The sequence below is a fragment of the Mycobacterium ulcerans subsp. shinshuense genome, assembly GCF_002355775.1.
Lineage (GTDB): Bacteria > Actinomycetota > Actinomycetes > Mycobacteriales > Mycobacteriaceae > Mycobacterium > Mycobacterium marinum.
In genome coordinates this window covers 438,020-463,738 of record NZ_AP017624.1, presented here as the reverse complement: position 1 = coordinate 463,738, position 25,719 = coordinate 438,020, and the positions used below count along the sequence as shown (strand labels likewise).

Here is a 25,719-nt window from a genome sequence, read left to right as displayed (position 1 = left end):
ATGAGTGATCGCAATGTCGCGGTCGTCGGCTTTGCCCACGCCCCGCATGTCCGCCGCACCGACGGCACCACCAACGGCGTCGAAATGCTGATGCCCTGCTTCGCGCAGCTGTATGAGGATCTGGGCATCACCCAGTCCGACATTGGCTTCTGGTGTTCGGGATCCTCGGATTACCTAGCCGGAAGAGCATTTTCGTTTATCTCTGCGATCGATTCGATCGGCGCCGTGCCGCCGATCAATGAATCCCACGTGGAGATGGATGCGGCCTGGGCGCTTTTCGAGGCTTACATCAAGATCCTGACCGGCGAGGTCGACACCGCGCTGGTCTACGGCTTCGGCAAGTCCTCGGCGGGCATCCTGCGCCAGATCCTGTCGAGGCAGACCGATCCCTACACCGTTGCGCCACTGTGGCCGGACTCGGTGTCGATGGCGGGATTGCAGGCCCGCCTCGGCCTGGATTCCGGCAAGTGGACCCACGAGCAAATGGCTCAGGTCGCCCTCGACTCGTTCGCCCGCTCGCAACGAAACGACTCCGAGAAGCCGGCCAAGAGCATCGACGAGCTGCTCGCCCGCCCGTTCTTCAACGACCCGCTGCGACGGCACGACATCGCGCCGATCACCGACGGCGCGGCCGCGATCGTCCTGGCCGCCGATGATCGCGCCTGGGAGCTACGCGAATCGCCAGCGTGGATAACGGGTTTCGAGCACCGCATCGAATCGCCGTCGCTGGGCGTGCGCGACCTGACCGTCTCGCCGTCCACCGCCGTCTCAGCCAAGGCGGCCAGCGGCGGTGACACCGGCATCGACGTCGCCGAGATCCACGCCCCGTTCACCCACCAGCATCTGATCATCGCCGAGGCGATCGGACTCACCGACAAGACGAAAGTCAACCCGTCCGGCGGAGCGCTGGCGGCCAACCCGATGTTTGTCGCCGGCCTCGAACGCATCGGCTTTGCGGCGCGACACATTTGGGACGGTGCAGCCGGTCGCGTGCTAGCACACGCCACCAGCGGGCCAGCGCTGCAACAGAACTTGGTCGCGGTCATGGAAGGGAACAACTGATGGCCGGAGCCCGAGCACAGCTGGCCGCGGTACTGGGTACCGGACAGACCAAGTATGTCGCCAAGCGCCAAGATGTCTCGATGAACGGCCTGGTGCGCGAGGCTATCGATCGGGCGCTGGAAGATTCCGGGTCGACGTTCGACGACATCGACGCCGTCGTGGTCGGTAAGGCGCCCGATTTCTTCGAGGGCGTGATGATGCCGGAGCTGTTCATGGCCGATGCCATGGGCGCCAGCGGCAAGCCGCTGATCCGGGTGCACACGGCGGGCTCGGTGGGCGGGTCCACCGGTGTGGTGGCGGCCAGCCTGGTCCAGTCCGGCAAGTATCGCCGCGTGCTGGCGATGGCGTGGGAGAAGCAGTCGGAGTCCAACGCCATGTGGGCCTTGTCGATTCCGATTCCCTTCATCAAACCGGTCGGCGCCGGTGCCGGCGGCTATTTCGCCCCACACGTGCGCGCCTACATCCGCCGCTCCGGAGCTCCGTCGAACATCGGCGCAATGGTCGCGGTGAAGGACCGGCTCAACGGCAGCCGCAACCCGCTCGCACATCTACAGCAGCCGGACATCACCCTCGACAAGGTGATGCAATCACCGATGTTGTGGGACCCGATCCGCTACGACGAGACCTGCCCGTCGTCGGACGGCGCCTGCGCCGTGGTGATCGGCAATGAGGAAATCGCCGATGCGCGCGTTGCCGATGGGCACCCGGTGGCATGGATCCACGCGACCGCACTGCGCACCGAACCGCTGGCATACTCCGGACGCGACCAAGTCAGCCCCCAGGCCGGCCGTGACGCGGCCGCGGCGCTGTGGAAAGCGGCCGGAATCACCAGTCCGATCGATGAGATCGATGCCGCCGAGATCTATGTCCCGTTCTCCTGGTTCGAACCAATGTGGTTGGAAAACCTTGGGTTTATGCCCGAGGGCGAGGGCTGGAAGCTCACCGAGGCCGGTGAGACCGCGATCGGCGGGCGGTTGCCGGTGAACCCGTCCGGCGGCGTGCTCTCATCCAACCCCATCGGCGCCTCGGGGTTGATTCGTTTCGCCGAGGCGGCTATCCAGGTGATGGGCAAGGGCGGCGATCACCAAGTGCCCAATGCCCGGAAAGCCCTGGGTCACGCATACGGCGGCGGCTCGCAGTATTACTCCATGTGGGTGGTGGGGGCCGACAAGCCATGAGTCCGATGAAATACACCGTCAGCATCGCGATGGGCCCGATCGATGAGCTGATCGGCATCGCCAAGACCGCCGAGGAAGTCGGACTCGACTCGATCGCGTTGCCGGATTCCCTGTTCTACATGGAGAAGGCCGCCGCCGACTATCCCTACACCCCCGACGGTTCGCGGATGTGGAACCAGGACACACCGTGGGTAGATCCCCTGATCGCGGCCGCCGCGATGGGGGCGGCCACTTCGAAGCTGCGCTTCTACACCAATGTGCTCAAGCTCGGGTCCCGCAATCCGCTGCTGCTGGCCCGTCAGGTCGGCTCGGTGGCCAACCTGACCAACAACCGCTTCGGCTTCGGTGTCGGGATCGGCTGGGCGCCGGAAGAGTTCGAGTGGTGCGGTGTTCCGTACCGGCGCCGCGGCGCGCGAGTCGACGAGATGATCGACGTGATCAAGCTGGTGCTCGGTGGCGGCATGGTCGAGTTCCATGGCCAGTTCTACGATTTCGATCGCCTGCAAATGAGCCCGGCCCCCAGTGAGCCGGTGCCGTTTTACGTCGGTGGGCATACCGACGTGGCGCTGCGTCGCGCAGCCCGCATCGGCGACGGCTGGACCAGCGCGATGATGACCGGTGAGCAGCTGGCCGAAACCATCGGAAAGCTCAACCAACTGCGCGCCGAATATGGGCGAGCCGAGCAACCATTCGAGTTTCAGGCGGTGTGCATCGACAAGTTCGGAGTGCAGGGCCACCGCGAGCTCGCCGAGGCCGGGGTGACCGACAACATCGTCATACCGTGGGTCTTTGACGGCTTGGGGTTCGACGCGCCGCTGGGCAAGAAGCAGGACTCGATGAAGCGCTTTGCCGATACGTATATCCACTCCGGGTGGCAAGCCGCGTGAGTTCCACACATCCCGCCCACGAAGCCGGCCGCAGATCCCGGGAAGCGGTCACGGCCCGCGACAAGCAAGCCTGGCTGGCAGTGTTCGCCGACGACGCGGTCGTCGAAGACCCCATCGGCCCGTCCGCCTTCGATCCCGAGGGAAAGGGTCACCGGGGCCGTGCCGCGATATCAGCCTTTTGGGACAAGGCGATCGAGCCCACCACCAGAATCGAGTTTTTCTTCCGCGACACTTACCAGTGCGGCAACGAGGAGGCCAACGTCGGCCACATCCTGATCACCACCGGTGACTACCAGGTCACGGCGGAAGGTGTGTTCACCTACAAGGCCAACGACGCGGGACAATTGGTGGCCCTGCGCGCCTACTGGGAGATGGACCGGGCCGCCGCGACCACCAGAAAGGCTTAGCCGGCCGCGCCAGCGCCCCCATTTAGGCATCGCACCGGGTATGCCGACTGAGGTACGGTCTTGGGGTTGCGATCACCGAAGGTGGTGAAGGAGTCGCCCCATGGCGGGTGTCGGGTTCAGAATGTCGCCGCGCAAATGGGCAAGAGCCGCGATGGCCGGTGGTGGCGCGGTAATAGTCGTGGCGATTCTCGCGGTCAGCGCCTATTTGATCGTCAAACCATCCGGCAAAACGCCCTCCGATCAGCTCGACCGGTCGGCCGCCAGTGTCGCGGCCCAACCCACCCAGACCACCCTGCATTTCAACCCGTCCGGCCCCGCTGCGGTGGCCGTGGACAGTCTCGACACGGTGTACGTCGCCGACTCGGGCAATAGGCTGGTGCAGAAACTCACCACCGGATCCAGCAAACCGGTCACGGTTCGGATCGGCGAGCCGATAACGCCGGGCGGTGTTGCGGTCGACCGCCACGACGTCGTCTATGTGATCGATGAAGCCGCCAACCGGGTATTGAAGGTGCCGGCCGGCTCCACAACCCCGGTCGAACTCCCGTTCACGGGCCTTGCCGACCCACACGGTTTGGCCTTCGACAGCGTCGACACCTGCTACGTCGTCGACCACGTCAACAACAACGTGCTGAAACTGCCCGCTGGCTCGACCACCCCCAGCGAACTCGGCTTCACCGGCCTTGACCGTCCCTACGATGTGGCAGCCGACAACGCCTACACCGTCTATGTCACCGACAGCGGACACAACCGGGTGGTGGCGCTGGCCGCAGGCGCGACACAGCCGGTAGAACTCCCGTTCACCGGCCTCAACTTCCCCGCTGGGGTGACCGTGGACCTGAGCGGCAACGTCTATGTGGCCGACCTGAACAACAACCGGGTGGTGCGGATGGATGCCGCCACACACGAACAGTCCGTGCTGCCTTTCAAGGATCTCTTTTCCCCGACCGACGTGGCAGTCGATAGTCAGGGGTCGGTCTATATCATCGACTATCGCGACCGGGTGCTGAAACTGCCTGCGCAGTCCAACAGCCGCCACGCTCGCTGACGAATTCGATTGGCCTACAGAGCCCATTAGCCACGCACCGCGCGAATTGGCGTCCTGTACCAACCGTATCTGTGATACTCGTTGCAGGCGCAGGAGGTAAATCATGGCGGTCGTTGTCAGCCCGGCGATCCTGGCAACGACGAGCGACAAGGCGCTGACCATCGGGTCACTGATCCGCGAAGCCAACAGACTGGCGGAATTCGCCACCACCCAGCTTGCGCCCGCGGCCGGTGACGAGATCTCGGCAGCAGTTGCGACATTGTTCGCCTGTTACGGCCAGACGTATCAAACGCTCGGCATCGCGGCCGCGAGGTTTCACGACGAGTTCGTGGGCAACCTGCGCGCGGCCGCGACGTCCTATGCCAGCGCCGAGGCCACCAACGTCTCGCTCGCTCACGACCTGCTGAACACGGTGAACGCACCCGCCCAGACGCTATTGGGGCGCCCGCTCATCGGCAACGGCGCTAACGGCGCGCCGGGCACGGGCGCAAACGGTGGCGACGGTGGGATATTGATCGGCAATGGCGGCAGCGGCGGGTCCGGCGCGGCCGGCTCGGTGGGCGGAAACGGCGGTGCGGCGGGGCTGCTCTGGGGCACCGCCGGAGCCGGCGGCGCCGGTGGTAGCGCCAACTCCGGAACCGGCGGTGCTGGCGGGATCGGCGGCGCCGCAGGACTTTTCGGAACAGGAGGCGCTGGCGGCGCGGGTGGCGCCGGCGGCACCGCGGTCGGAGGCTCATTGACGGCCAACGGTGGGGCAGGCGGGGCCGGTGGCCTCGGCGGCATGCTGTTCGGCACCGGCGGGTCCGGCGGGGCCGGTGGCGTCGCCCAGCTGGTTGCCGGCACCGGTGGGGACGGCGGCCATGCCGGACTGTTCGGCACTGGCGGCGCGGGCGGCGCCGGCGGGCTCTCCCTGGCGGGCGGAGGGGCGGGCGGTGACGGCGGCGTCGGTGGCGGCGGCGGATGACTGTTCGGCGACGGCGGGGTCGGTGGAATCGGCGGGAATCTACTGGACAACGACGCCGGGGTCGACGGGGTCGGCGGCGCGGGCGGGGCCGGCGGTGCCGCGGGCTTGGTCTTCGGTGCCGGCGGGGCCGGCGGCCACGGCGGAAGTGCGATAAACGCCAACGCCGGATCTGGCGGTGCCGGCGGCGCCGGTGGCGCCGGCGCGTTGTTCGCCGGTAATGGTCGGGTGGGCGGCACCGGCGGGAATTCGCTCGGGACCGGTGGCGGGATGGGTGGGGCCGGCGGCCAGTCTGGCGTGTTCGGTGACGGTGGCGCCGGCGGGACCGGCGGAGACTCGGTCAACATCGCCGGGACCGGTGGCGCCGGCGGCGCTGCCTGGCTGGTCGGCGCCGGTGGCGCGGGCGGTGTCGGCGGGTTCGGTGACCTGATTGGCGGTGCCGGCGGCAACGGCGGTGCCGGCGGTGCACTTGTCGGCGACGGCGGTGCCGGCGGTGGCGGCGGGATTACCGCGCTGTCCGGCAATGCCGGCGGGGACGGCGGCAATGGCGGCAAGGCCGGGCTGATCGGCTCCGGTGGTTCGGGCGGCGCCGGTGGGCAGGCCCTGCAGCCTGGGAGCACCGGCGGCACCGGCGGGGCCGGCGGTAACGCACAGTTGATCGGCAACGGTGGCAACGGTGGCAATGGCGGGTCGGGCCAACCGGATAACGGCAACGCCGGCGCGGCCGGGGCCGGTGGCCTGTTGGCCGGCCTCAACGGGACACCGGGGCTGAACTAACCGGGGTTAGAGCGGCTCCAGCCCGGCCATGTGTCGCGCCGCCAGGTCGCGATAGGCCTGCGGATTGACATTGACCCACATCTCCGCGCCGGTTCCGGCAATCGGTCCCTTCACCTTGGCCGGTGCCCCGGTGACCAGCATTCCCTCCGGAATCTGAGTGCCGCCCACCACCAACGAATGCGCGGCGACCAGACAGCGCGCGCCGATCACGGCACCGTCGAGAACCGTTGCGTGGTTGGCGATTAGCGCCTCAGCTCCGACGTGAACGCCATGAATCACGCACAGGTGCGCCACCGTTGCGCCCGGGCCGATGTCGACCGGGATGCCTGGCGGTGCATGCAACACGGACCCGTCTTGCACATTGGCGCCCTCCCGTATCACGACGGGCGCGTAGTCGCCTCGAAGCACGGCGTTGAACCACACCGACGCGCCCGCCTCGACGGTGACGTCGCCGATCAGCGTCGCGGTTGGCGCTACGAACGCGGTGGGATCAACGCGCGGGGAGCGACCCTCAAACGAAAATAGCGGCATCGTTTACATATACCGCAACATGCATATGTCGTGGCCAGACTCGCCGTCGTTGCACTCTCCCACCCCAAAACTGTAACGTGTTCTAGTTAGAGACAGCGATCTGGAGGTTACGGGTGAGTACCGACACAACTGCCGTCGGCGTCCGGGAGATCGACGCCGGCATCTTGCCGAACAGGTATGCACGCGGCTGGCATTGCCTGGGCGTTGCCAAGGACTTCATGGACGGTAAGCCCCATGGAGTGGAGGCGTTCGGCACCAAGCTGGTGGTGTTCACCGACTCGCACGGGGACCTGAAGATCCTCGACAGCTATTGCCGGCACATGGGTGGTGACCTGTCGGAGGGCACCATCAAGGGCGACGAGGTGGCCTGCCCGTTCCACGATTGGCGCTGGGGCGGTGACGGCCCCTGCAAGTTGGTGCCCTACGCGAAGCGCACGCCCCGGATGGCGCGCACCCGGTCGTGGACGACGGATGTCCGTGGTGGGCTGCTCTTCGTCTGGCACGACCACGAAGGCAACCCACCCGACCCCGCGGTCCGCATCCCCGACATTCCCGAGGCCGCGAGCGATGACTGGACCCAGTGGCGGTGGAACCGGATTCTCATCGAAGGCTCCAACTGCCGCGACATCATCGACAACGTCACTGACATGGCGCACTTCTTCTACATCCACTTCGGGCTGCCGACCTACTTCAAGAACGTCTTCGAAGGCCACATCGCTTCGCAGTATCTGCACAACGTCGGGCGCCCCGATGTTGACGATCTCGGGACCGCTTACGGTGAAGCACACTTGGATTCGGAAGCGTCGTATTTCGGGCCGTCGTTCATGATCAACTGGCTGCACAACAGCTACGGCGGGTACAAGTCCGAGTCGATTCTGATCAACTGCCACTACCCGGTGACCCAGGACTCATTCGTGCTGCAGTGGGGTGTCATCGTCGAAAAGCCCAAGGGCATGGACGAAAAGATAACCGACAAGCTGTCGCGGGTGTTTACCGAAGGTGTCAGCAAGGGCTTCTTGCAGGACGTCGAGATCTGGAAGCACAAGACCCGCATCGACAATCCCCTGCTGGTCGAAGAAGACGGCGCCGTCTATCAGATGCGGCGCTGGTATGAGCAGTTCTACGTGGATGCCGCCGACGTCACCCCGGAGATGGTGGAACGCTTCGAGATGGAAGTCGACACCACCCGCGCCAACGAGTTCTGGCGAGCCGAGGTCCAACAGAATCTGGAGACAAAGAAACTCCAGGAGCAGCAGGCCGAATCGGTGCCCGACGACGTGCCCGCCGAGCAACACTGACGGCCATGGCAGCACCGGACGATCAAGAGGTCCCCGACGTCGATCAACTCGCCAGGTCGATGCTGCTGCTCCTCGGTGACCATCATGATCACCAGGAATCCTCCGAACAGCACCATGGGCGTCAGCCCTGGTCGAAGTCAAGGGATTTCACCAACGACCCGCAGCGCGGCGCGGCGGTTCGCCAAGCCAGTCTCGCCGATCGCGAACGCTATCTCACGGCCGGATTGCAGCCGGTGGATTGCCGGTTCTGCCACGTTACCGTCACCGTCAAGCAACTCGGTCCGGGCCATACCGCGGTGCAGTGGAACACCGAGGCAGCACAGCGGTGCGCTCATTTCGCCGAAGTCCGGCGATCCGGCGGGGATACCGCGCGCACCAAGGCCTGCCCTAAGATGACCGACAGCATCCAGCACGCCATCGCCGAAGGCGTGCTGGTGCAACATGATCCAGACTAATCGTCAGAACCCGGCGAACCGCTCCTTGACAGCTTCGGCGGTCAGGCCGTAGTCGGCCAGCGAGTACCTATGCTTGGGCGCGCGCTCACCGGTCTGACTCTCGGCGTGGATCTTTGCCATCGCCGCTCGAGCCTCATCGGTCAGTGTCAGGCCAAAATGCCGATAGATGTCGGCCACCGTCCCCATCGGGTCGGCAATCAGATCCCGATAGTCGACGTCGTAGAACTGCGCTGGGTCGTAATTGGTTCGGGCGGAATCGAACCGCTGCAGGCCGCGCGACCAGGTCTCCATTGCGTCGGCACCGATCTGGGCGCCGACGAAGTTCGTCGACCAGCCTTCGGAAGTGTGCCGGGCCAACGAGCACATCGAGGCCATGATCGTCTCGACCGGGCGGTGGGTCTGTATCACCAGCGCGTCGGGATAGCTGGCCATCAACGCATCCAATGCGAACAGATGACTGGGATTCTTTAGCACCCAGCGTTTTTCGGCATCGTTGAGCCCGATGAGCTGAAGGTTTTTCCGGTGCCGTTGATACGACGGTGTCCAGTCTTGCTTTGCCAGCCACTGCGCATAGCTGGGCAGGTGGGCGAGGGTCTCATACGACACCGAATGCAACGACTGCCGCAGTAGCTGCCAGCACTCCTCCAGCTCGTAGGCGGCCATGAAGTGCAGGCCGGTATAGCCGGGATTGTCCTTGTGGTGCTGGGTGAACTGGGCGTCGAGCTGGCGGTAGAACGGGTTTGTCTCCCATGTCTCGCGGGGCGGGCGCGGCTGCGGGAACTCGGCCAGCCACATGTGTAGACCCTGGTGGGCCGGGTCGGCACCAAGCAGTCGGTGCAACGCCGTAATGCCGGTCCGCACCAGGCCGGTCACGAAGATGGGCCGCTGGATCGGCACTTCGACATATTGCGGGTACTGCTTCCATGCGGCTTCGGACAGCAGCCGGGCAACCAGGGCGCCGCGCAGGAAGAATCGGTTCATCTTGCTGCCCAGCACGGTGAGTCCGGCCTCGCGCCGATAGGAGTCCAGCAGCACCTCCAGCGCTTCACGATAGTTGTCCTGCTCACTGCCAAAATCGTCCAGCCCGACCAGTTTGGTAGCCGATGCATGCAGCTCGTCGACGGTTCCGACATCGGTGCGATCGGCCATCAGGTGTGGTACTCCCCGCAGTTGACGTCCAGGGTCTGCCCGGTGATGCCGCTGGACAGGTCGCTGGCCATGAACAGGATCGCCGACGCCACCTCGTCCTCGGTCGGGAGTCGCTTGAGATCACTCTGCGCGGCCGTGGCTTGGTAGATCTGCTCCACCGTGGTTCCGTACTTGCCGGCCTGGTGCTCGAAGTAGCCCTGCAGCGTGTCACCCCAGATGTTGCCCGGCGCAACGGAATTTACCCGAATGCCCTTCACACCGAGTTCCGCTGCTAGCGAGTGTGACATCGCCAGCAATGTCGACTTGGCCATCTTGTAGGCGCCGAACTTGGGCTGCGAGTGCCGTAGCACCATCGAGTTGACGTTGACGATCGAACCATTGGTTTCGGCCAGCGCCCGGGTGAAGCCCGCAATGACGCGCAGCGCCCCCAGCGCGCTCAGCTCGATCGCATCCCGAATATGTTGAAATGTGGTCTCGGCCAACGGTTTCATCGATGGCACCCGAAACGCGTTGTTGACCAGCACGTCGATCTTCCCGTATGCCTCGAGCGTGGCATCGACCAGGTTGCTCACCTGATCGTCGTCGGTGATGTCGGCGCGAACCGCGATGGCTTGTCGCCCCTTGTCGATGATCTGCTTGGCAAGTTCATCGAGGCGATCGCCACTGCGGGCGGCCAGCACGAGGTCGGCCCCCTCGGCCGCGCACCGATGCGCCAGGGTGGTCCCCAGTCCCGGCCCCACTCCGCTGATGACAAGGGTCTTTCCGTCAAGTAAACCTGGCATCACCGTTTCCTATTCAACCCAGCATCCTGGCTGCAATTTGTTTTTGGCGCAGCGCAATTCGCGCGCGCCAGTCTTCTTCGGAAATCTTGTTGTGCTCCAGATACGGCAGCACGGATCCGACCGCGTCGAAGTCCACCAACTCCACACTCGGCCCGTCACCGTCAGTGAGCTGCCGCGACACCCGCTGCCAACGCAACTGCAGGAACCCGCGCCGGTGACCGAGGGTTTCCACCCAGTTGGTTACGCCGGGATTGCGGTCGGCCACCACAATGCGAACCTTGCCGTCCGGATCCGCCTGGGCTTGAGAGTTGTTCAGGGAGGTCTGATGGTTGATGTAGTCCAACGAGATGTACCACATGCTGCCGAGCTGAAAGCCCAGATAGGGGGCATCACTCACCGGCACCGTGATCACCAGCGCCTGGTCGGGGCGAAGGTCGAAGTGTCCGGCCGAGGAATACTGCGTGGCCAGCCCCCCAGGGGTCAACCGGGGCGCCACCATGGTGTTGACCGGGATGTTGAGATAAAACCACTGCGGAAACTGCAACCACGTCTTCACCCGGTCCACCAGCTGCTTTCCCGCGACGGTGTAGCGCTTTTGCACGGTCTCCCGGGTCAGCGGGGGCGGCGCGGTGCCGGCGGTATCCAGCCTGGAAATGGCTAGCGTGCCGCGCTGCGCGGACCAGTCCGCATAGACCTCCCGGATCACCAGTTGCCCGTTGCTGGTCGGCCGGAGTCGCCATTGAAAGCTGCCGTCCGACGCGATTTCGAGTTCACGGTCGTCGAAAGCGGCCTGACTGACCGGCACGTTGTCGTCGGTGTACTCACCCCCGAGCAGCTGGAAACTCAGGTCGGTGGTGGTGCCCCGGTTGCCGATGACGACGTAGTCACGGTCGGCATGCACCCGCGTGCCGAAGTAGAGGGTGTCGGGGTTATCGAGGCCCATCTTGGTGAACGGACCGGTACCCGACTGCAGGAAGGGGTGATCACGCTCGTAGTCGAAGGCCAAATGCAGGCAGCCAGCGATGCAGCCGGCCAGATATTGCAGTCCTTCGAGCAGGTCGGCTTCGGTTTCGATGTGTGGTGCCGCCGTGACCAACTTCTCGGCTTCGGCAATCGCCACGGTCAGCGGTTGCGAGACAGGTTGCAAGACAGGTTGCGAGACGGGATGGGAGGACACGACTTCGACGCTAGAACGTGTTCCTATTTTGAGTCAATGGCGAACATTTTGCGGCGTAGCGGCGCTGCCCACCAACGAAGCCAGCTCACCTCACCGACCATCGATTTTCGGGCTCGATCGCCGCCCCCAGCGCGTCGCGCCTGGCGGCAACAACATCGGAAGCTTTGTTTAACACACCCGCAATTGACCGCTGCGTACCGTGGCTGCATGCGCCGCGACCCGCCGCGAACGATGGGCGTCGAGGAGGAGTTTCACCTTGTCGACCTGAGGTCCAGGCGCCTGACGACACGCGCCCCGGACCTGCTCGCGAAGCTTCCGGAGGACTACGTCGCCGAACTTCAAAGCTGCGTCGTCGAGACCAACAGCGGCATCGTCGACAGCCTGGACGCGCTGCGCGCCGACCTGCTTCGGCACCGGCGGTTGTTGGTGGACGCGGCCGACGAAATCGGCGTGGGCGTGGTGGCCGCCGGCGCCGTGCCACTGTCGGTACCCGCCGAGCTTCAGATCACCCAGACTCCCCGCTACCTGCATATGCTCGCCGACTACCAGCTACTCGCCCGCGAACAGCTGATCTGCGCCACCCATGTGCACGTCGGCATCGATGACCGCGACGAAGCGATCGCCATCGCCAACCGCCTGCTCCCCTGTCTGCCGACGCTGCTGGCCCTGTCGGCCAGCTCGCCGTTCTGGGCCGACGGGTCGGACACCGGCTATGCCAGCATGCGCACGCTGGTATGGCGACGATGGCCGACGACCGGCCTGGCCGCCCCGGTGCAGTCGGCAACCGAGTACGACGCGCTGGTCAAGGCATTGATCGCCAGCCAGGTGATCACCGACTACGGCATGATCTACTTCGATCTCCGGCCGTCCAGCCACGCGCCCACGCTAGAACTGCGAGTGTGCGACAGCTGCCCGTCGGTGGACACCATCGTGCTGGTCGCCGGACTGTACCGGGCCGCCGTCGCTCGGGAGGCCGAAGCGATCCGCGCCGGCACCCCCGCGCCGGCGTTTCCCTCGACGGTGGGCAGCGCGGCGCTCTGGCGTGCTGCCCGCTCGGGGCTCGAGGGCGACCTCGTCGACCTCACCGGGCCCGTCCCGGCGAGCCGACCGGCCGGGGACGTGGTCAACGATCTGGTGTCCTCGCTGCGACCGCAGCTCGAAGCCAGCGGCGACTGGGAGATGATCGGCGAACTGACCCGCCAGACCCTGCTCTCCGGTACGTCCTCGGCTCGGCAGCGGCGGGCGCTGCGCCGCCGCGGCCGCCTCACCGACGTCGTAGATCAACTCATCGCCGAGACCGCTGGGCGCGTCAAGCCCACCACCGCGGCGGTATCGCACGATGGTGACCTGCTCGCGGCATATCAGCCCACCGGCGAGGCCGGCAAACCCGCCGACGACATGTTCGCCAGCTACGACGAAGCCGTCGATGCCGACGGGCGGGCACGCCCGAACTACAAGACGGCACTGAAGACGATCGAGGGCCTCGGCGTCGATGTGTTGCGCGCCCGCGACCGCGACATCGAGCAGGAACGCAGTGCCGGCAACGTCACGTTCCGGGCCGCCGGGCACAGCCGTGTGCAGGTGAACCCGCTTGATCTGGTGCCGCGAATCGTGACCGCCGACGAGTGGGCACAGCTGTCCCAGGGCCTCGCGCAACGAGCCAGGGCGCTGGACGCCTTCCTGCGAGACGTCTACTCCGAGCAGGCGATCCTGGCGGACGGCGTGCTCAGCGCGCAGGTTCTCGACCGCTCGCCCGGTTTCCGTTCGACCGGCCGACTGGCCGGCGACGGCGTGCGTGCGCACATCAGCGGCATCGACCTGGTGTGCGACCGCGCGGGTAACTGGATGGTGCTGGAAGACAACCTGCGCATCCCGTCCGGTGTGGCGTACGCGATCGTCAACCGCCGGCTGCTTGGCAAGTACCTGCCCGAGCTGCCACCGCCGGGCGGGGTCGCCGATCTGGACCGGGTCGCGCACCTGCTGCTGGAGACGCTGCGGGCGGCGTCCCCACCGCACACTCCCGATCAGCCGACGGTCACCCTGTTGTCGGCCGGCCGCGACGACCCGGGCTGGTTCGAACGGATTCCTCGCCGAGGAGATGGGCGTTGCACTGGTCGCGCCATCGGACCTGTCGGTGCGCGATCGCAGGGTGTTCCGCCACGGCGGTTCCGGCGGTTCTCCGGTCGACGTCATCTATTCGCGGATGTACGAGGACATGCTGCTTTCATCGACCGGCCACGATGGCGCGCCGCTGCGGTCCGGACTGCTCGAGGCGCTGGACGCCGGCAACCTCACCATCGTCAACGCGCTGGGTAACGGCGTCGCCGAGGACAAGGCGGTCTACCCGTTCGTCCCCGCCATGATCGAGTACTACCTCGGGGAGAAGCCGGCGCTGGCGCAGGTGCCGACGTGGGTCTGCGCCGAACGCGAGCAGCGCGATAACGTGCTGGATCATCTGGGCGAGCTGGTGGTCAAGCAGACCGACGGGCTCAGCGGCAGCGGCGTGCTGATCGGCCCGGAAGCCACCGACGCCGCGATCGAGGCGCGCCGGCGCGAGCTGCTCATCCAACCGGAGCGGTTCGTCGCCCAGCAGCTGGTGGCACTCTCAACGCACCCAACCTTCGATGACGATGGGCTCTACCCGCACCACGTCGACCTGCGCGCGTTCGTCCACCTACGACAGGCACCCCGCGGCCCGGTGACGGCGAAAGTCCTGCCCGCCGCCCTGACCCGAGTGGCCAGCCGAGGGTCGCGGATAGCGAACTCGTCGTCGGGCGCCGGCAGCAAGGACACCTGGATCTTCACCGACGGCTAGCGACCTGGCCGCTTTCCTGCTCACGCTTGATTTCCAGTGCGATGTCGATGAGCTGATCTTCCTGGCCACCGATGAGCTTGCGCTGACCGGCCCGGTGCAAGAGCTGATGCGCGGGAACACCGTAGCGCTCGGATTGGCGAACGGCGTGCTTGAGGAAGCTGGAATACACCCCGGAGTAGCCCATGATCAGCGCATTGCGGTCGAGCAGGCATTCGGCGGGCATGGCCGGGCGCACCACGTCTTCGGCGGCGTCGGCGATGTCGAAGAAGTCGATACCGGTCTTGACGCCGATCTTGTCGAACACCCCGATCAGGGCTTCGACCGGCGCATTGCCCGCGCCCGCGCCGAACCGGCGCACGCTGCCGTCGATCTGCTTGGCACCGGCACGCACCGCCTCTACCGAGTTGGCCACCCCCAGGCCGAGGTTCTCATGCCCGTGAAAACCCACCTGGGCGTCCTCGCCGAGTTCGGCGACCAGCGCGGCAACCCGGTCGGCGACGCCGTCGAGCACCAGGGCGCCGGCGGAGTCGACGACATAGACGCACTGGCAGCCGGCGTCGGCCATGATGCGAGCCTGGGCGGCCAGTTTCTCGGGCGCAATCGTGTGCGCCATCATCAAGAACCCGACGGTTTCCAGGCCCAGCTCGCGGGCCAGCCCGAAATGCTGGATCGAGACGTCGGCCTCGGTGCAGTGGGTGGCAATCCGGCAGATGGATCCACCGTTGTCTTGCGCTTCTTTGATGTCTTCTTTGGTGCCGACCCCGGGCAGCATCAAAAACGCGATCTTGGCTTCCTTGGCCGTCTGGGCGGCCAGCTTGATCAGTTCCTGCTCGGGGGTTTTGGAGAAGCCGTAGTTGAAGCTCGACCCGCCCAGCCCGTCGCCGTGGGTCACCTCGATCACCGGCACCCCGGCGGCATCCAGGGCCGCCACGATGGCGCCGACCTCCTCCTTGATGAACTGGTGGCGTTTGTGGTGCGACCCGTCGCGCAACGACGTGTCGGTGATGCGCACATCCCAGATCCCGGTCATCGCTTTCCTCCTGACACGGCCAGCGTCTCCTTGGCGATCTCCTCGCCGACCTTGGTCGCCGCCGCGGTCATGATGTCCAGATTGCCCGCGTAGGGCGGCAGATAATCGCCAGCGCCTTCGACCTCGACGAACGTGGTCACCACCGCCTGGCCACCGGAGTTGATCGACGGCTCGTCGAACTGCGGCTCGTTGAGCAACCGGTACCCGGGCACATAGGTCTGCACCTGGGCCACGACCTCATGAATCGAGGCCGCGATCGCGTCGCGGTCGGCGTCTTCGGGGATGGCGCAAAAGATCGTGTCCCGCATGATCATCGGCGGATCGGCCGGGTTCAAAATGATGATCGCCTTACCGCGCCGGGCGCCGCCGATCGTCTCGACACCTTTGCTGGTGGTCTTGGTGAACTCGTCGATGTTGGCCCGGGTCCCGGGCCCTGCCGAGACCGAGGCCACCGACGCCACGATCTCGGCGTAGGGAACCCCGCCCAGATCGGCAACCGCTCGCGACACCGCGTACACGATCGGAATGGTCGCCTGTCCCCCACAGGTGATCATGTTGACGTTGGGGGCATCCAGGTGCTCGCGCAGGTTGGCCGGCGGAACCACCGCGGGACCCACCGCCGCCGGCGTCAAGTCAATCGCCCGGATTCCGGCGGCCACATACTTCGGCGCCGCCGCCTTGTGCACATAGGCACTGGTCGCCTCGAACACCAGATCGGGCTTGTCCGACTGGGCCAACAGCCAATCCACGCCCTCGTGGGTGGTCTCCAGGCCCAACTTGCGGGCCCGCGCCAAACCCTCACTCTGCGGGTCGATCCCCACCATCCAGCGCGGTTCCAGCCAGTCGGATCGCAGCAGTTTGTAGAGCAGGTCGGTGCTGATATTTCCGGACCCAACAATGGCCACACTTGCCTTCGACGGCATGTTGCTCCTTTTACCGCTCTCGATGTTCGACACTAGTTCGGCACTATTGGAACGACAAGCGAACCGAACCCAGGCCCGTGAAATCGGCGACGAACTCGTCACCGGCGTTCGCGTCGACGGCGAACGTGCACGACCCCGGCAGCACGATGTCGCCCTTGCGTAACCGCACGCCAAACCCCTCGACCTTGCGGGCCAACCACGCCACCGCGGTGGCCGGGTTGCCCAGCACCGCGTCGCTGCGCCCCTCGGCGGCCAGCTCGCCGTTGCGAGTCAGGACCGCGTCGATCGCCTTCACGTCCACCTCCGCCGGGGACACCCGCGCCGCACCCAGCACGAAGCCCGCGGCCGATGCGTTGTCAGCGATGGTGTCGCAGATCTTGATCTGCCAATCCTTGATCCTGGTGTCGATCAACTCGATCGAGGGAACCAGGGCCTCGGTGGCCGCCAGCACGTCGTCCTCGGTGCAGTCGGCGCCCGGCAGGTCGGCGGCCAGGATGAAGCCGACCTCGACCTCCACCCGGGGATACAGGTAGTTCGCCGTCCGCACCGGGGCGTCCTCGAACACCCGCATGTTGTCGAGCAGGTGCCCGTAGTCAGGCTCGTCGACACCCATCATCTGCTGCATCACCGGCGAGGACAGGCCGACCTTGTGGCCCACCACTCGGCCTCCTTCGGCGACCCGCCGACGAATGTTGATCAGCTGGATCTGGTAGGCGTCGACCACGTCGATATCCGGGTAGGACGGCGTCAACGGGGTTATCGGCTGACGGCTCCGTTCGGCTTGCGCCAAGTCGGCGGCAATCTTGTCCCGGGTCGAATCAGCCAGCATCTCCCGAAGTCCCCTCGTCTTTCTGGCATCGTGATGACCGGGCCAGTAGCGCCCGACCCTGGCAATTCTATAACGTGTTCTACATGACATCACAGGACTACGACGTCGTCGTGGTCGGAAGCGGCGGCGCCGGCATGGTGGCTGCCCTTGCCGCCGCACACAAGGGCCTCTCGACAGTAGTCATCGAGAAGGCCGCGCACTACGGTGGCTCGACCGCACGCTCGGGCGGCGGGGTATGGATTCCCAACAACCAGATCCTCAAATGCGCCCGCGTCTCGGACACGACCGAGGCGGCACGCACCTATCTGCACGGCATCATCGGCGACTCATCGGTCAGCGGGGTCGAACCGGAGCGCATCGACACCTATCTCGAGCGTGGGCCCGAGATGTTGTCCTTTGTGCTCGAGCACACGCCATTGAAAATGTGCTGGGTGCCCGGCTATTCCGACTACTACCCCGAAGCACCGGGCGGACGCTCCGGCGGCCGCTCCATCGAGCCGAAGCCCTTCGATGCCCGCAAGCTGGGCGCCGACATGGCCGAGCTAGAGCCGGCATACGGCAAGATTCCACTCAATGTCGTTGTGATGCAACAGGACTACGTGCGCCTCAACCAGCTCAAGCGTCACCCCCGGGGGGTGCTGCGCAGCATGAAGGTGGGCGCCCGCACGATGTGGGCCAAGGCAACCGGCAAGAACCTGGTCGGCATGGGACGGGCGCTGATCGGGCCGCTGCGCATCGGGCTGCAGCGCAAAGGCGTTCCGGTGCAGCTGAACACCGCACTCACCGACCTCTACCTCGAAGACGGCGTGGTGCGCGGGATCTACGTCCGCAGTACAGACGCGCAGGAATCGGAGGAGCCGCAACTGATTCGGGCCCGCAAGGGGGTCATCCTGGCTTGCGGCGGCTTTGACCACAACGAGCAGATGCGGGTGAAGTACCAGCGTGCGCCGATCACCACAGACTGGACCGTGGGCGCCAAGGCCAATACCGGCGATGGCATCGTCGCCGCCGAAAAGCTGGGCGCCGCACTGGACCTGATGGAAGACGCCTGGTGGGGGCCAACGGTGCCGCTGGTCGGCAGGCCGTGGTTCGCGCTGTCCGAGCGCAATTCTCCGGGCTCGATCATCGTCAACATGTCAGGACAGCGATTCATGAATGAGTCGATGCCCTATGTGGAGGCCTGCCACCACATGTACGGCGGCCAGTACGGTCAAGGCCCGGGACCCGGTGAGAACATTCCCGCCTGGCTGGTATTCGATCAGCGTTACCGCGACCGCTACATCTTCGCGGGACTGCAACCCGGCCAACGTATTCCACGCAAGTGGCTGGATTCCGGGGTGATCGTCATGGCCGACACGCTTGAAGAGCTGGCCGCCAAGGCGGGACTTCCGGTCGATGAACTCACCTCGACCGTGTCGCGTTTCAACGGCTTTGCGCGCTCCGGGGTCGACGAGGACTACCACCGTGGCGAGAGCGCCTACGACCGGTACTACGGCGACCCGACCAACAAGCCCAATCCGAACCTGGGCGAGATCAACCACGCCCCGTACTACGCCGCCAAGATGGTGCCCGGCGACCTGGGCACCAAGGGCGGTATCCGCACCGATGTCAACGGACGGGCGCTGCGCGACGACGGCAGCATCATCGACGGCCTTTACGCCGCCGGCAACGTCAGCGCGCCGGTGATGGGGCATACCTATCCCGGACCGGGCGGCACCATCGGGCCGGCGATGACATTCGGCTACCTGGCCGCGCTACACATCGCGGGAGACCGTTGAGATGCCGATTGACGTAGCCGTCGCGCTGAGTGCTGAGCTTGACCCGATCGAGTTCTCTTGGGCCAGCAGTGATGTGCAGCTCTATCACCTGGGCCTGGGCGCTGGGGCGGATGCGATGGACCCCCGGGAACTGCGTTATCTGGTTGATGACACACCGCAGGTGTTGCCGACCTTCGGCAATGTGGCGGCAACCTTCCACGCCACCAAGGCGCCAACGGTCCAATTTCCCGGCATCGATATCGAGCTGAGCAAGGTGCTACATGCCAGCGAGCGGGTGCAAGTGCCCGCGCCACTGCCGCCGGCGGGCTCCGCGCGGGCCATCACCCGGTTCACCGATATCTGGGATAAGGGTAAGGCCGCGGTCATCTGGAGCGAGACGACCGTGACCACACTCGACGGTGCGCCACTATGGACGCAACGGCGATCGATCTATGCCCGCGGCGAAGGGGGATTCGGTGGCGACCGTGGGCCTTCCGGTGGCGGGGCCGCTGATGCGGCACCACAACGGGCGCCCGATCTGGAGCTCGCGATGCCGATCCTGCCGCACCAGGCCCTGCTGTACCGACTCTGCGGCGATCGCAACCCGTTGCATTCGGATCCCGAATTCGCCGCGGCCGCGGGCTTTCCCAAGCCCATTCTGCATGGGCTGTGCACCTACGGTATGACCTGCAAGGCGATCACCGACGCACTGCTCGACGCGGACGCGACCGCGGTCGCCGGCTACGGTGCCCGCTTTGCGGGTGTGGCCTTCCCCGGCGAGACGCTCACCGTCAACGTCTGGAAGGACAACGAACGCTTCCTGGCTAGCGTTGTCGCGCCCGGGCGCGACAACGCTGTGGTGCTCAGCGGAGTGGAGCTGACCCCGGTCTAGCCGTCAAGCGGTCTCGCGGTCTCGCGCCCGCCCAGTTCGCCACGCCCGAGTGTCACGCTGGCGTGGCGGTCGCGTGCCAGGGCCACGCTAGCGTAACGCTCGGCGCACCAGCGCGGCCCGTACCCGCCGCAGGATGTCGGTGGGCCGATCGCCCGCAAGCACTCGGATGACCGTCCATCCGAGTCGCTCGAGGATCTCCTTTCGCCTTATGTCCCAGCTATATTGCCGCCGGTCGTTGCGGTGCTGTTCACCGTCGTACTCAACGGCGACCATCAGCTCCTCCCATCCCATGTCGAGATAAGCGACAAGCTCACCCCATTCGTCGGCGACGCGGATCTGAGTTTGCGGTCGAGGAAGACCATCGTCGAGCAGCAACAGTCGCAGCCAGGTCTCTTTGGGCGACTGAGCTCCAGGATCCGCCCGCTCGACCGCCCTGCGCGCCCGGCGGATCCACCGCCGGGTCGGATAGCGGTGCAGGAGCGTCTCCATCTGGGCCCGTCCCACATCGGCGGCGCGCATCAGGGAATCGATTGCGGCCACAGCTTCGCCCGTCGGGTACCAGCAGCCCAGGTCCAGCGCGGTGCGGGCCGGCGTTGTCACGGGTATGCCGCCGATCTGCATGACTTCGTCAGTGGCGATCCGGTCGCCGCGGGCTCGAATGCCCGGCCTCGGGTTTCGGTTGACGTGCAGAATGTCCAACGGCGCATCGGGATCGACCCATCTGGCTCCGTGCAGCGCGGAGGCCGACAGTCCGGCGACAATGCCCCGGCGTCGTGACCACAGCCAGCCCGCCCTGGCCCGGGCCTGGGGACTCAGCTCGGCGTCGCAGCGGATATAGACGTCCGGAAACAGCCTGTGGTACCGCGTTCGCAGCGCGCTCTTGCGGACCTCACCGCTGGCGACGGCTTCACTTCCCAGAAACGGCACTGCCATGGCGGCAGCGTTGCACGGACGGCCGCAGCCGTCACCTCAGCGCACCTCAACCATCCACAGCGTCACTCTATAGTGACGTTCGACAGCCCCAGCCACCCTAGCGTGACGCTGGGCGGCCTGCGATGGCGAACTAACCCAGGATCAGGCCGGACGTGGGGACGCCCGTACCCGCGGTAACCAGCACATGTTCGACGTCGGGCACCGGGTTCACCGAGGTGCCCCGCAACTGCCGCACGCCCTCGGCGATGCCGTTCATGCCGTGGATATACGCCTCACCCAACTGGCCACCGTGTGTGTTGATCGGTAGCCGCCCGCCTAGCTCGATCGCACCGTCGGCGATGAAGTCCTTGGCTTCGCCTTTGCCGCAGAATCCCAACTCCTCCAACTGAATCAGAGTGAAGGGGGTGAAGTGGTCGTAGAGCACCGCGGTCTGGATATCGGTCGGCTTGAGCCCCGACTGCTGCCACAGCTGCTGGCCCACCAAACCCATCTCCGGCAACCCGTCCAGCTCCGGGCGGTAATAGCTGACCATCGTGTACTGGTCCGGGCTGGAACCCTGTGACGCCGCCTCGATGATCGCCGGACGCTGCTGGAGATCCCGCGCGCGCTCGGCCGATGTCACCACGATCGCCACCGCGCCGTCAGTCTCCTGACAACAGTCCAGCAGCCGCAGCGGCTCGGCGATCCACCGCGAATTCTGGTGATCGTCAATGGTTATCGGCTTCTGGTAGAAGTACGCCTTTGGGTTCTTGGCAGCGTGCTTACGGTCGGCCACCGACACCGCCCCGAAATCGCGGCTGCTGGCGCCGGACAGGTGCATGTAGCGCTTGGCGATCATCGCGACCTGCGCGGCCGGCGTCGAAAGACCGTGTGGATAGGAGAAGGAATTGTCCACACCCGTCGAGTCGGCGTTCTCCGTCAACCGCGTCTGCACCTGGCCGAAACGCATGTCGGATCGTTCGTTGAAAGCCCGGTATGCCACCACGACGTCGGCTATCCCGGTGGCCACCGCCATCGCCGCATGCTGCACGGTCGCGCACGCCGCGCCGCCGCCATAGTGGATCTTGGAGAAGAACTTCAGCTCGCCGATCCCGGCCGCGCGTACCACCGCGATTTCGGTGTTCGTGTCCATGGTGAAGGTGGTCAGCCCGTCGACATCGGCCGGACTCAGCCCGGCATCGTCGAGAGCATCCCGTACCGCCTCGGCCGCCAGCCTCAGCTCACTACGACCAGAGTTCTTGGAAAAGTCCGTGGCGCCGATACCAACGATGGCGGCCTTGCCCGAGAGCATCAGGCACCCCCAACCGTCAACGTCACTGTCGCGATCACATGGTTGCCAAGGCTGTTGCTACCCACAACCTTTACCGTTATCAGGCCGTCCTCGATCGCGGTCACCTCGCCGGAGAAGGTCACCGTGTCGTAGGCGTACCACGGCAACCCCAACCGCAGTCCGATCGACTTGATCAACGCCGAGGGGCCCGCCCAGTCGGTCACATAGCGCTGCACCAAGCCGGTGTCGGTGAGGATGTTGACGAAGATATCCTTCGATCCCTTTGCCTGCGCCTTGTCACGATCGTGATGCACATCCTGAAAGTCCCTGGTGGCCAGGGCCGTCGAGACAATGAAGGTGGGATCGCCGTGGAGTTTGAGCTCGGGCAGCTTGGTACCGACATCCATTGTTGGGGCGCTCATGCGTCAGGCTCCCATGCGTAGAGGGTCCATTCCGGTCCACTGGCACCGGCGGGGAAATCGATGTAGACGGTGCGAACCGGCATTCCGATCTCGACCTGCTCGGGCTCGACGTTGCGCAGCTCGCCCAACATGCGCACGCCCTCGTCGAGCTCAACCAAAGCGATCACGAAAGGCAGTGTGCGGCCAGGGACCTTCGGAGCGTGATGCACCACGAAACTGAACACCGTGCCCGTTCCGGTGGACACCACATAGTCGATGGGCTCGGCCTTGTCCTGCCATACCGCCGGCACCGGCGGATGCTGCAGGCTGCCGTCCGGACGCCGTTGGATCCGCAGCTCGTGGGCTTTCACCCCGTCCCAGAAGAACGCGGTGTCACGCGACGACGACGGACGCATCATCGCATCGGGGTCCAGATCGTCGGGAACGTTGGTCGGCGCCGACTCAGTGCGGGGCTTGAATTTGAGAATGCGCCAGTTCATTTCAGCGACGTCTTCGTCACCAACCTGCCAGATGATGTGCTGGTTGATGAACCAGCCCTCACCCAGCGCGGTCTGTTTGGGACCGACTACGTCACCCAATTCGGCGCTGATGCTGACCAACTCGCCAACTTGCAGATAGCGGTGGTAGGTCTGCTCACAATTGGTGGCGACCACCCCGATATAGCCGGCGTCGTCGAACAGCTTGATGATCGGCGGCAATGGATCATCGTCGGCGCGAACTCCGCTGAGTCCCATCATCGTCCACACCTGGATCATCGCCGGCGGCGCCACAATTCCCGGGTGCCCGACCGCGCGGGCAGCGGGATCATCGGCATATATGGGGTTTTGGTCGCCGATGGCCTCGACCCAGTTGTTGATCATCGGCTGGTTCACCGGATCCCGGCCCGCCCGCGGTTTACTGGGCCCCGCCGCCTTGACCTGCGCGACGATCTCGCGAATGTCGCTCATCGCGGCACCCGGGGCACTTTGAGGCCGGCGGCCGCGATCATCTCCCGCATGACTTCGTTAACCCCTCCGCCGAAGGTGATGACCAGATTGCGTTTGGTCTGCGCGTCCAGCCACTCGAGCAGCTCGGCCGTATCAGACTCGGCAGGGTTGCCGTACTTGCCGACGATTTCTTCGGCGAGCCGGCCAACTCGCTGAACACGCTCGGTGCCAAAAACTTTCGTTGCCGCAGCATCAGCGACGTTGATGTTCTCACCCGCGGCGGCCACCTGCCAATTGAGCAACTCGTTGATCCGCCAGGTCGCGTGGATCTCACCGAGAGCCCGCCTGACGTCGTCGTGGTCGATCGGCGTGACACCGTCCCCACCCGGTTTGGCCGCCCATGCCCGCACCCTGTCATAGATGCTGGCGAATCGGCCGGCCGGGCCCAGCATCACCCGCTCGTTGTTGAGTTGCGTGGTGATCAGGCGCCAGCCGCCGTTGGGTTCACCGACCAACATGTCTGCCGGCACGCGCACGTCGTTGTAGTACGTGGCGTTGGTGTGGTGCGCGCCGTCGGACAGGATTATCGGCGTCCACGAGTAGCCGGGATCCTTGGTGTCGACGATCAGAATCGAGATGCCTTTGTGTTTCACCGCTTCCGGATCGGTGCGGCAGGCGAGCCAGATGTAGTCGGCATCGTGGGCGCCGGTGGTGAAGATCTTCTGGCCGTTGACGATGTACTCGTCACCCTGACGTACCGCCGTGGTTCGCAGGGATGCCAGGTCGGTGCCGGCTTCCGGCTCGGTGTAGCCGATCGCGAAGTGCACCTCACCCGCCAGGATGGCCGGCAGGAATTTCTTTTTCTGCGCGTCGCTGCCGTATGCCTGCAGGGTGGGTCCCACCGTCTGCAGCGTCACCGCGGGCAGCGGCACGTCGGCCCGATGGGCTTCGTTGACGAAGATCTGTTGCTCGATGGGACCAAACCCAAGGCCACCAAATTCTTTTGGCCACCCGACTCCGAGCTTGCCGTCTTTGCCCATTCGGCGGATCACCGCGCGGTATGCCGCGTTGTGCCGGTCCTTCTCCATCGCCTTCATCTCATCGGAGGAGATCAGGTTGGAAAAGTATTGTCGTAGTTCGGCTTGCAGCTGACGCTGTTCGGGGGTCAGGTCGATGAACATTGCGCTCCCACCAGGTCTAGACGATGAGCGGGCCCGCCCAGGAGCCGGGACAGGTCTTTGATCGTGGAGTAGTACCGGTGCATCGGATAGGTGACGTCCATCCCCATCCCGCCATGCAAGTGGTGACAGATCTGCATGACCGGCGGCGCCTGCGAGGTCACCCAGTACCCGAGGACATCAAGGTCATCGCCGGTCTGCGGATCGTTTTCCCGCCCTGCGGCCAGTCGCCAGATCACCGATTTCGCCGCCAAATCGATGGTGCGCGAAGCGATGTATACCTCAGCAAGCTGCGCGGCAACCGTCTGGAATGTCGATAACGGCTTGCCGAACTGCTTGCGGTTGGCCACATAGTCAGCGGTCAGGCGCAGCGCTCCCGCCACCAGCCCGTCGGCGTAGGCGCCCAGCATCGCCAACGCCAACTGATTGACCCTGGGCGCGGCAGCGCCGGCCAGGACGTCGGATTCGGATACCACCACGTCATGAAACGACACCGTGTATTCGACGGATCCGTTCGATGTCGGCGTCTGGACCAGCTGCACCCCATCGGCTTTCGATGATACCACCACGACCGCACCGTCAGCGGTCACGATCAGCCAGTCGGCCTGCCCGGCGTAGGCGACGCCGAGTTTGGTCCCGGACAACCGCCCATTGGCGAACCTGGTCGCGGGCCGGTCGGGTAACGCGACCCCGGGCTCGTTGAGCGCGGCGCTCAACACCGCGCCCTTGGCGACACCGGCCAGGATCCGATCCTGCTGAGCCTCGGAAGCCAGGGCGAGCAGCGGCACCACGCCCAGGCCCAGGGTTGCCAGCGCGGGCGTGACGGCGCCGTGGCGTCCCACCTCGGCGAGCACCGTGGAGACCTCCAGCAGGCCTACCCCATCGCCACCGAGGCGTTCGGGCACGGCAAGCGCCGTCACACCCCCGTCGACCAGCGCAGTCCAGGTCAGGTCACGCGCCAGGACCGACGTAACGACGTCGGCCACGGCTTGTTGTTCTGCGGTGGGCTCGAAGTCCATCGTTGGTATCAAC

The 25,719-nt window shown here is 65.5% G+C and carries 22 protein-coding genes and 3 pseudogenes; 12 read left to right on the top strand and 13 right to left on the bottom strand.

Features of this window, described 5'->3' with window-relative positions; translation table 11 throughout:
- The 6 genes and pseudogenes from SHTP_RS02180 to SHTP_RS02155 all read left to right on the top strand — a co-directional run bounded on the left by SHTP_RS02180 (position 1) and on the right by SHTP_RS02155 (position 6,320).
- Positions 1 to 1,062, top strand: a complete 1,062-nt coding sequence (locus SHTP_RS02180) for a thiolase family protein (protein ID WP_096369642.1) — start codon at positions 1 to 3, stop codon at positions 1,060 to 1,062.
- The gene (locus SHTP_RS02175) at positions 1,062 to 2,240 is read left to right on the top strand and encodes a thiolase family protein (protein WP_096369641.1); all 1,179 of its coding nucleotides are present in this window, start codon (positions 1,062 to 1,064) and stop codon (positions 2,238 to 2,240) included. The genes SHTP_RS02180 and SHTP_RS02175 overlap by 1 nt, the downstream gene beginning before the upstream one ends.
- Before the next feature lie 5 nt (positions 2,241 to 2,245).
- Positions 2,246 to 3,127, top strand: a complete 882-nt coding sequence (locus SHTP_RS02170; protein ID WP_096372273.1) for a TIGR03619 family F420-dependent LLM class oxidoreductase — start codon at positions 2,246 to 2,248, stop codon at positions 3,125 to 3,127.
- Positions 3,124 to 3,534, top strand: coding sequence for a nuclear transport factor 2 family protein (locus tag SHTP_RS02165; protein WP_012396534.1), 411 nt, complete (start codon positions 3,124 to 3,126; stop codon positions 3,532 to 3,534). Before SHTP_RS02170 ends, SHTP_RS02165 begins: the two co-directional genes overlap by 4 nt.
- A gap of 100 nt (positions 3,535 to 3,634) precedes the next feature.
- On the top strand, positions 3,635 to 4,582 hold the full coding sequence (locus tag SHTP_RS02160; RefSeq protein WP_096369640.1) for an NHL repeat-containing protein: 948 nt from the start codon (positions 3,635 to 3,637) through the stop codon (positions 4,580 to 4,582).
- Between the two features lie 103 nt (positions 4,583 to 4,685).
- A pseudogene (locus tag SHTP_RS02155) lies at positions 4,686 to 6,320 on the top strand (PE family protein).
- Between the two features lie 6 nt (positions 6,321 to 6,326).
- Here the strand turns inward: SHTP_RS02155 and SHTP_RS02150 are convergent.
- The gene (locus SHTP_RS02150; RefSeq protein WP_015357379.1) at positions 6,327 to 6,851 is read right to left on the bottom strand and encodes a gamma carbonic anhydrase family protein; all 525 of its coding nucleotides are present in this window, start codon (positions 6,849 to 6,851) and stop codon (positions 6,327 to 6,329) included.
- A gap of 113 nt (positions 6,852 to 6,964) precedes the next feature.
- Between SHTP_RS02150 and SHTP_RS02145 the strand changes: the two genes are divergently transcribed.
- Both SHTP_RS02145 and SHTP_RS02140 read left to right on the top strand, forming a co-directional pair.
- Complete coding sequence (locus tag SHTP_RS02145; protein ID WP_096369639.1) at positions 6,965 to 8,149, top strand: 3-ketosteroid-9-alpha-monooxygenase, oxygenase component; 1,185 nt, start codon at positions 6,965 to 6,967, stop codon at positions 8,147 to 8,149.
- A gap of 5 nt (positions 8,150 to 8,154) precedes the next feature.
- A complete protein-coding gene (locus tag SHTP_RS02140; protein ID WP_038580952.1) occupies positions 8,155 to 8,604 on the top strand; it encodes a hypothetical protein in 450 nt (149 codons plus the stop codon).
- A gap of 3 nt (positions 8,605 to 8,607) precedes the next feature.
- Here the strand turns inward: SHTP_RS02140 and SHTP_RS02135 are convergent, their stop codons facing one another.
- The 3 genes from SHTP_RS02135 to SHTP_RS02125 are packed head-to-tail and all read right to left on the bottom strand — an operon-like array spanning position 8,608 to position 11,682.
- The gene (locus tag SHTP_RS02135; protein WP_096369638.1) at positions 8,608 to 9,753 is read right to left on the bottom strand and encodes a sulfotransferase family protein; all 1,146 of its coding nucleotides are present in this window, start codon (positions 9,751 to 9,753) and stop codon (positions 8,608 to 8,610) included.
- Positions 9,753 to 10,535, bottom strand: coding sequence for an SDR family oxidoreductase (locus SHTP_RS02130; protein ID WP_096369637.1), 783 nt, complete (start codon positions 10,533 to 10,535; stop codon positions 9,753 to 9,755). The genes SHTP_RS02135 and SHTP_RS02130 overlap by 1 nt, the downstream gene beginning before the upstream one ends.
- 13 nt (positions 10,536 to 10,548) lie before the next feature.
- A complete protein-coding gene (locus SHTP_RS02125; RefSeq protein WP_096369636.1) occupies positions 10,549 to 11,682 on the bottom strand; it encodes a hypothetical protein in 1,134 nt (377 codons plus the stop codon).
- 237 nt (positions 11,683 to 11,919) lie between these two features.
- On the opposite strand from SHTP_RS02125, the pseudogene SHTP_RS28320 reads away from it, so the two are divergent.
- Positions 11,920 to 13,014 (top strand): annotated as a pseudogene (locus tag SHTP_RS28320) (carboxylate-amine ligase); the annotation flags it as partial.
- A 96-nt stretch (positions 13,015 to 13,110) separates the two neighbouring features.
- Positions 13,111 to 14,527, top strand: a pseudogene (locus tag SHTP_RS28315) (circularly permuted type 2 ATP-grasp protein).
- Here SHTP_RS28315 and dmpG read toward each other — a convergent pair.
- From dmpG to SHTP_RS02105, 3 genes are read right to left on the bottom strand one after another with little or no spacing between them, the layout of a single operon-like run.
- On the bottom strand, positions 14,514 to 15,557 hold the full coding sequence (gene dmpG, locus SHTP_RS02115; RefSeq protein ID WP_012396545.1) for a 4-hydroxy-2-oxovalerate aldolase: 1,044 nt from the start codon (positions 15,555 to 15,557) through the stop codon (positions 14,514 to 14,516). The pseudogene SHTP_RS28315 and the gene dmpG sit on opposite strands and share 14 nt — an antisense overlap.
- Positions 15,554 to 16,480, bottom strand: coding sequence for an acetaldehyde dehydrogenase (acetylating) (locus tag SHTP_RS02110; RefSeq protein WP_096369635.1), 927 nt, complete (start codon positions 16,478 to 16,480; stop codon positions 15,554 to 15,556). Before SHTP_RS02110 ends, dmpG begins: the two co-directional genes overlap by 4 nt.
- Positions 16,481 to 16,523: 43 nt before the next feature.
- On the bottom strand, positions 16,524 to 17,309 hold the full coding sequence (locus SHTP_RS02105) for a 2-keto-4-pentenoate hydratase (RefSeq protein ID WP_012396547.1): 786 nt from the start codon (positions 17,307 to 17,309) through the stop codon (positions 16,524 to 16,526).
- A gap of 83 nt (positions 17,310 to 17,392) precedes the next feature.
- On the opposite strand from SHTP_RS02105, the gene kstD reads away from it, so the two are divergent.
- Together kstD and SHTP_RS02095 are read left to right on the top strand one after the other, a co-directional pair.
- Positions 17,393 to 19,087, top strand: a complete 1,695-nt coding sequence (kstD, locus tag SHTP_RS02100; RefSeq protein WP_096372272.1) for a 3-oxosteroid 1-dehydrogenase — start codon at positions 17,393 to 17,395, stop codon at positions 19,085 to 19,087.
- Between the two features lies 1 nt (position 19,088).
- A complete protein-coding gene (locus tag SHTP_RS02095; protein WP_096369634.1) occupies positions 19,089 to 19,958 on the top strand; it encodes a MaoC/PaaZ C-terminal domain-containing protein in 870 nt (289 codons plus the stop codon).
- A gap of 87 nt (positions 19,959 to 20,045) precedes the next feature.
- On the opposite strand, the gene SHTP_RS02090 is transcribed toward SHTP_RS02095, so the two are convergent.
- The 6 genes from SHTP_RS02090 to SHTP_RS02065 form a co-directional block, all read right to left on the bottom strand.
- Positions 20,046 to 20,891: a type IV toxin-antitoxin system AbiEi family antitoxin gene (locus SHTP_RS02090; RefSeq protein WP_096369633.1), complete on the bottom strand. Its 846-nt coding sequence runs from the start codon at positions 20,889 to 20,891 to the stop codon at positions 20,046 to 20,048.
- Between the two features lie 130 nt (positions 20,892 to 21,021).
- Positions 21,022 to 22,182, bottom strand: coding sequence for a 17-hydroxy-3-oxo-4-pregnene-20-carboxyl-CoA lyase (locus SHTP_RS02085; RefSeq protein ID WP_096369632.1), 1,161 nt, complete (start codon positions 22,180 to 22,182; stop codon positions 21,022 to 21,024).
- Entirely contained in the window at positions 22,182 to 22,583 is a 402-nt protein-coding gene (locus SHTP_RS02080) for a MaoC family dehydratase (RefSeq protein WP_071497622.1), read from the bottom strand. Before SHTP_RS02080 ends, SHTP_RS02085 begins: the two co-directional genes overlap by 1 nt.
- Entirely contained in the window at positions 22,580 to 23,530 is a 951-nt protein-coding gene (locus SHTP_RS02075; RefSeq protein WP_096369631.1) for a bifunctional MaoC family dehydratase N-terminal/OB-fold nucleic acid binding domain-containing protein, read from the bottom strand. The genes SHTP_RS02080 and SHTP_RS02075 overlap by 4 nt, the downstream gene beginning before the upstream one ends.
- A complete protein-coding gene (gene fadE29, locus SHTP_RS02070; RefSeq protein ID WP_012396554.1) occupies positions 23,527 to 24,690 on the bottom strand; it encodes an acyl-CoA dehydrogenase FadE29 in 1,164 nt (387 codons plus the stop codon). The genes SHTP_RS02075 and fadE29 overlap by 4 nt, the downstream gene beginning before the upstream one ends.
- Entirely contained in the window at positions 24,675 to 25,706 is a 1,032-nt protein-coding gene (locus tag SHTP_RS02065) for an acyl-CoA dehydrogenase family protein (RefSeq protein WP_096369630.1), read from the bottom strand. Before SHTP_RS02065 ends, fadE29 begins: the two co-directional genes overlap by 16 nt.
- Between the last annotated feature and the right edge of the window lie 13 nt (positions 25,707 to 25,719).

Excerpts from the sequence above, each read along its gene's own strand:
- SHTP_RS02180 (WP_096369642.1), top strand. The coding sequence starts at position 1 with ATGAGTGATCGCAATGTCGCGGTCGTCGGCTTTGCCCACGCCCCGCAT.
- SHTP_RS02175 (WP_096369641.1), top strand. The coding sequence starts at position 1,062 with ATGGCCGGAGCCCGAGCACAGCTGGCCGCGGTACTGGGTACCGGACAG.
- SHTP_RS02170 (WP_096372273.1), top strand. The coding sequence starts at position 2,246 with ATGAAATACACCGTCAGCATCGCGATGGGCCCGATCGATGAGCTGATC.
- SHTP_RS02160 (WP_096369640.1), top strand. The coding sequence starts at position 3,635 with ATGGCGGGTGTCGGGTTCAGAATGTCGCCGCGCAAATGGGCAAGAGCC.
- SHTP_RS02150 (WP_015357379.1), bottom strand. The coding sequence starts at position 6,851 with ATGCCGCTATTTTCGTTTGAGGGTCGCTCCCCGCGCGTTGATCCCACC.
- SHTP_RS02140 (WP_038580952.1), top strand. The coding sequence starts at position 8,155 with ATGGCAGCACCGGACGATCAAGAGGTCCCCGACGTCGATCAACTCGCC.
- SHTP_RS02135 (WP_096369638.1), bottom strand. The coding sequence starts at position 9,753 with ATGGCCGATCGCACCGATGTCGGAACCGTCGACGAGCTGCATGCATCG.
- SHTP_RS02130 (WP_096369637.1), bottom strand. The coding sequence starts at position 10,535 with ATGCCAGGTTTACTTGACGGAAAGACCCTTGTCATCAGCGGAGTGGGG.
- dmpG (WP_012396545.1), bottom strand. The coding sequence starts at position 15,557 with ATGACCGGGATCTGGGATGTGCGCATCACCGACACGTCGTTGCGCGAC.
- SHTP_RS02110 (WP_096369635.1), bottom strand. The coding sequence starts at position 16,480 with ATGCCGTCGAAGGCAAGTGTGGCCATTGTTGGGTCCGGAAATATCAGC.
- SHTP_RS02105 (WP_012396547.1), bottom strand. The coding sequence starts at position 17,309 with ATGCTGGCTGATTCGACCCGGGACAAGATTGCCGCCGACTTGGCGCAA.
- kstD (WP_096372272.1), top strand. The coding sequence starts at position 17,393 with ATGACATCACAGGACTACGACGTCGTCGTGGTCGGAAGCGGCGGCGCC.
- SHTP_RS02095 (WP_096369634.1), top strand. The coding sequence starts at position 19,089 with ATGCCGATTGACGTAGCCGTCGCGCTGAGTGCTGAGCTTGACCCGATC.
- SHTP_RS02090 (WP_096369633.1), bottom strand. The coding sequence starts at position 20,891 with ATGGCAGTGCCGTTTCTGGGAAGTGAAGCCGTCGCCAGCGGTGAGGTC.
- SHTP_RS02085 (WP_096369632.1), bottom strand. The coding sequence starts at position 22,182 with ATGCTCTCGGGCAAGGCCGCCATCGTTGGTATCGGCGCCACGGACTTT.
- SHTP_RS02080 (WP_071497622.1), bottom strand. The coding sequence starts at position 22,583 with ATGAGCGCCCCAACAATGGATGTCGGTACCAAGCTGCCCGAGCTCAAA.
- SHTP_RS02075 (WP_096369631.1), bottom strand. The coding sequence starts at position 23,530 with ATGAGCGACATTCGCGAGATCGTCGCGCAGGTCAAGGCGGCGGGGCCC.
- fadE29 (WP_012396554.1), bottom strand. The coding sequence starts at position 24,690 with ATGTTCATCGACCTGACCCCCGAACAGCGTCAGCTGCAAGCCGAACTA.
- SHTP_RS02065 (WP_096369630.1), bottom strand. The coding sequence starts at position 25,706 with ATGGACTTCGAGCCCACCGCAGAACAACAAGCCGTGGCCGACGTCGTT.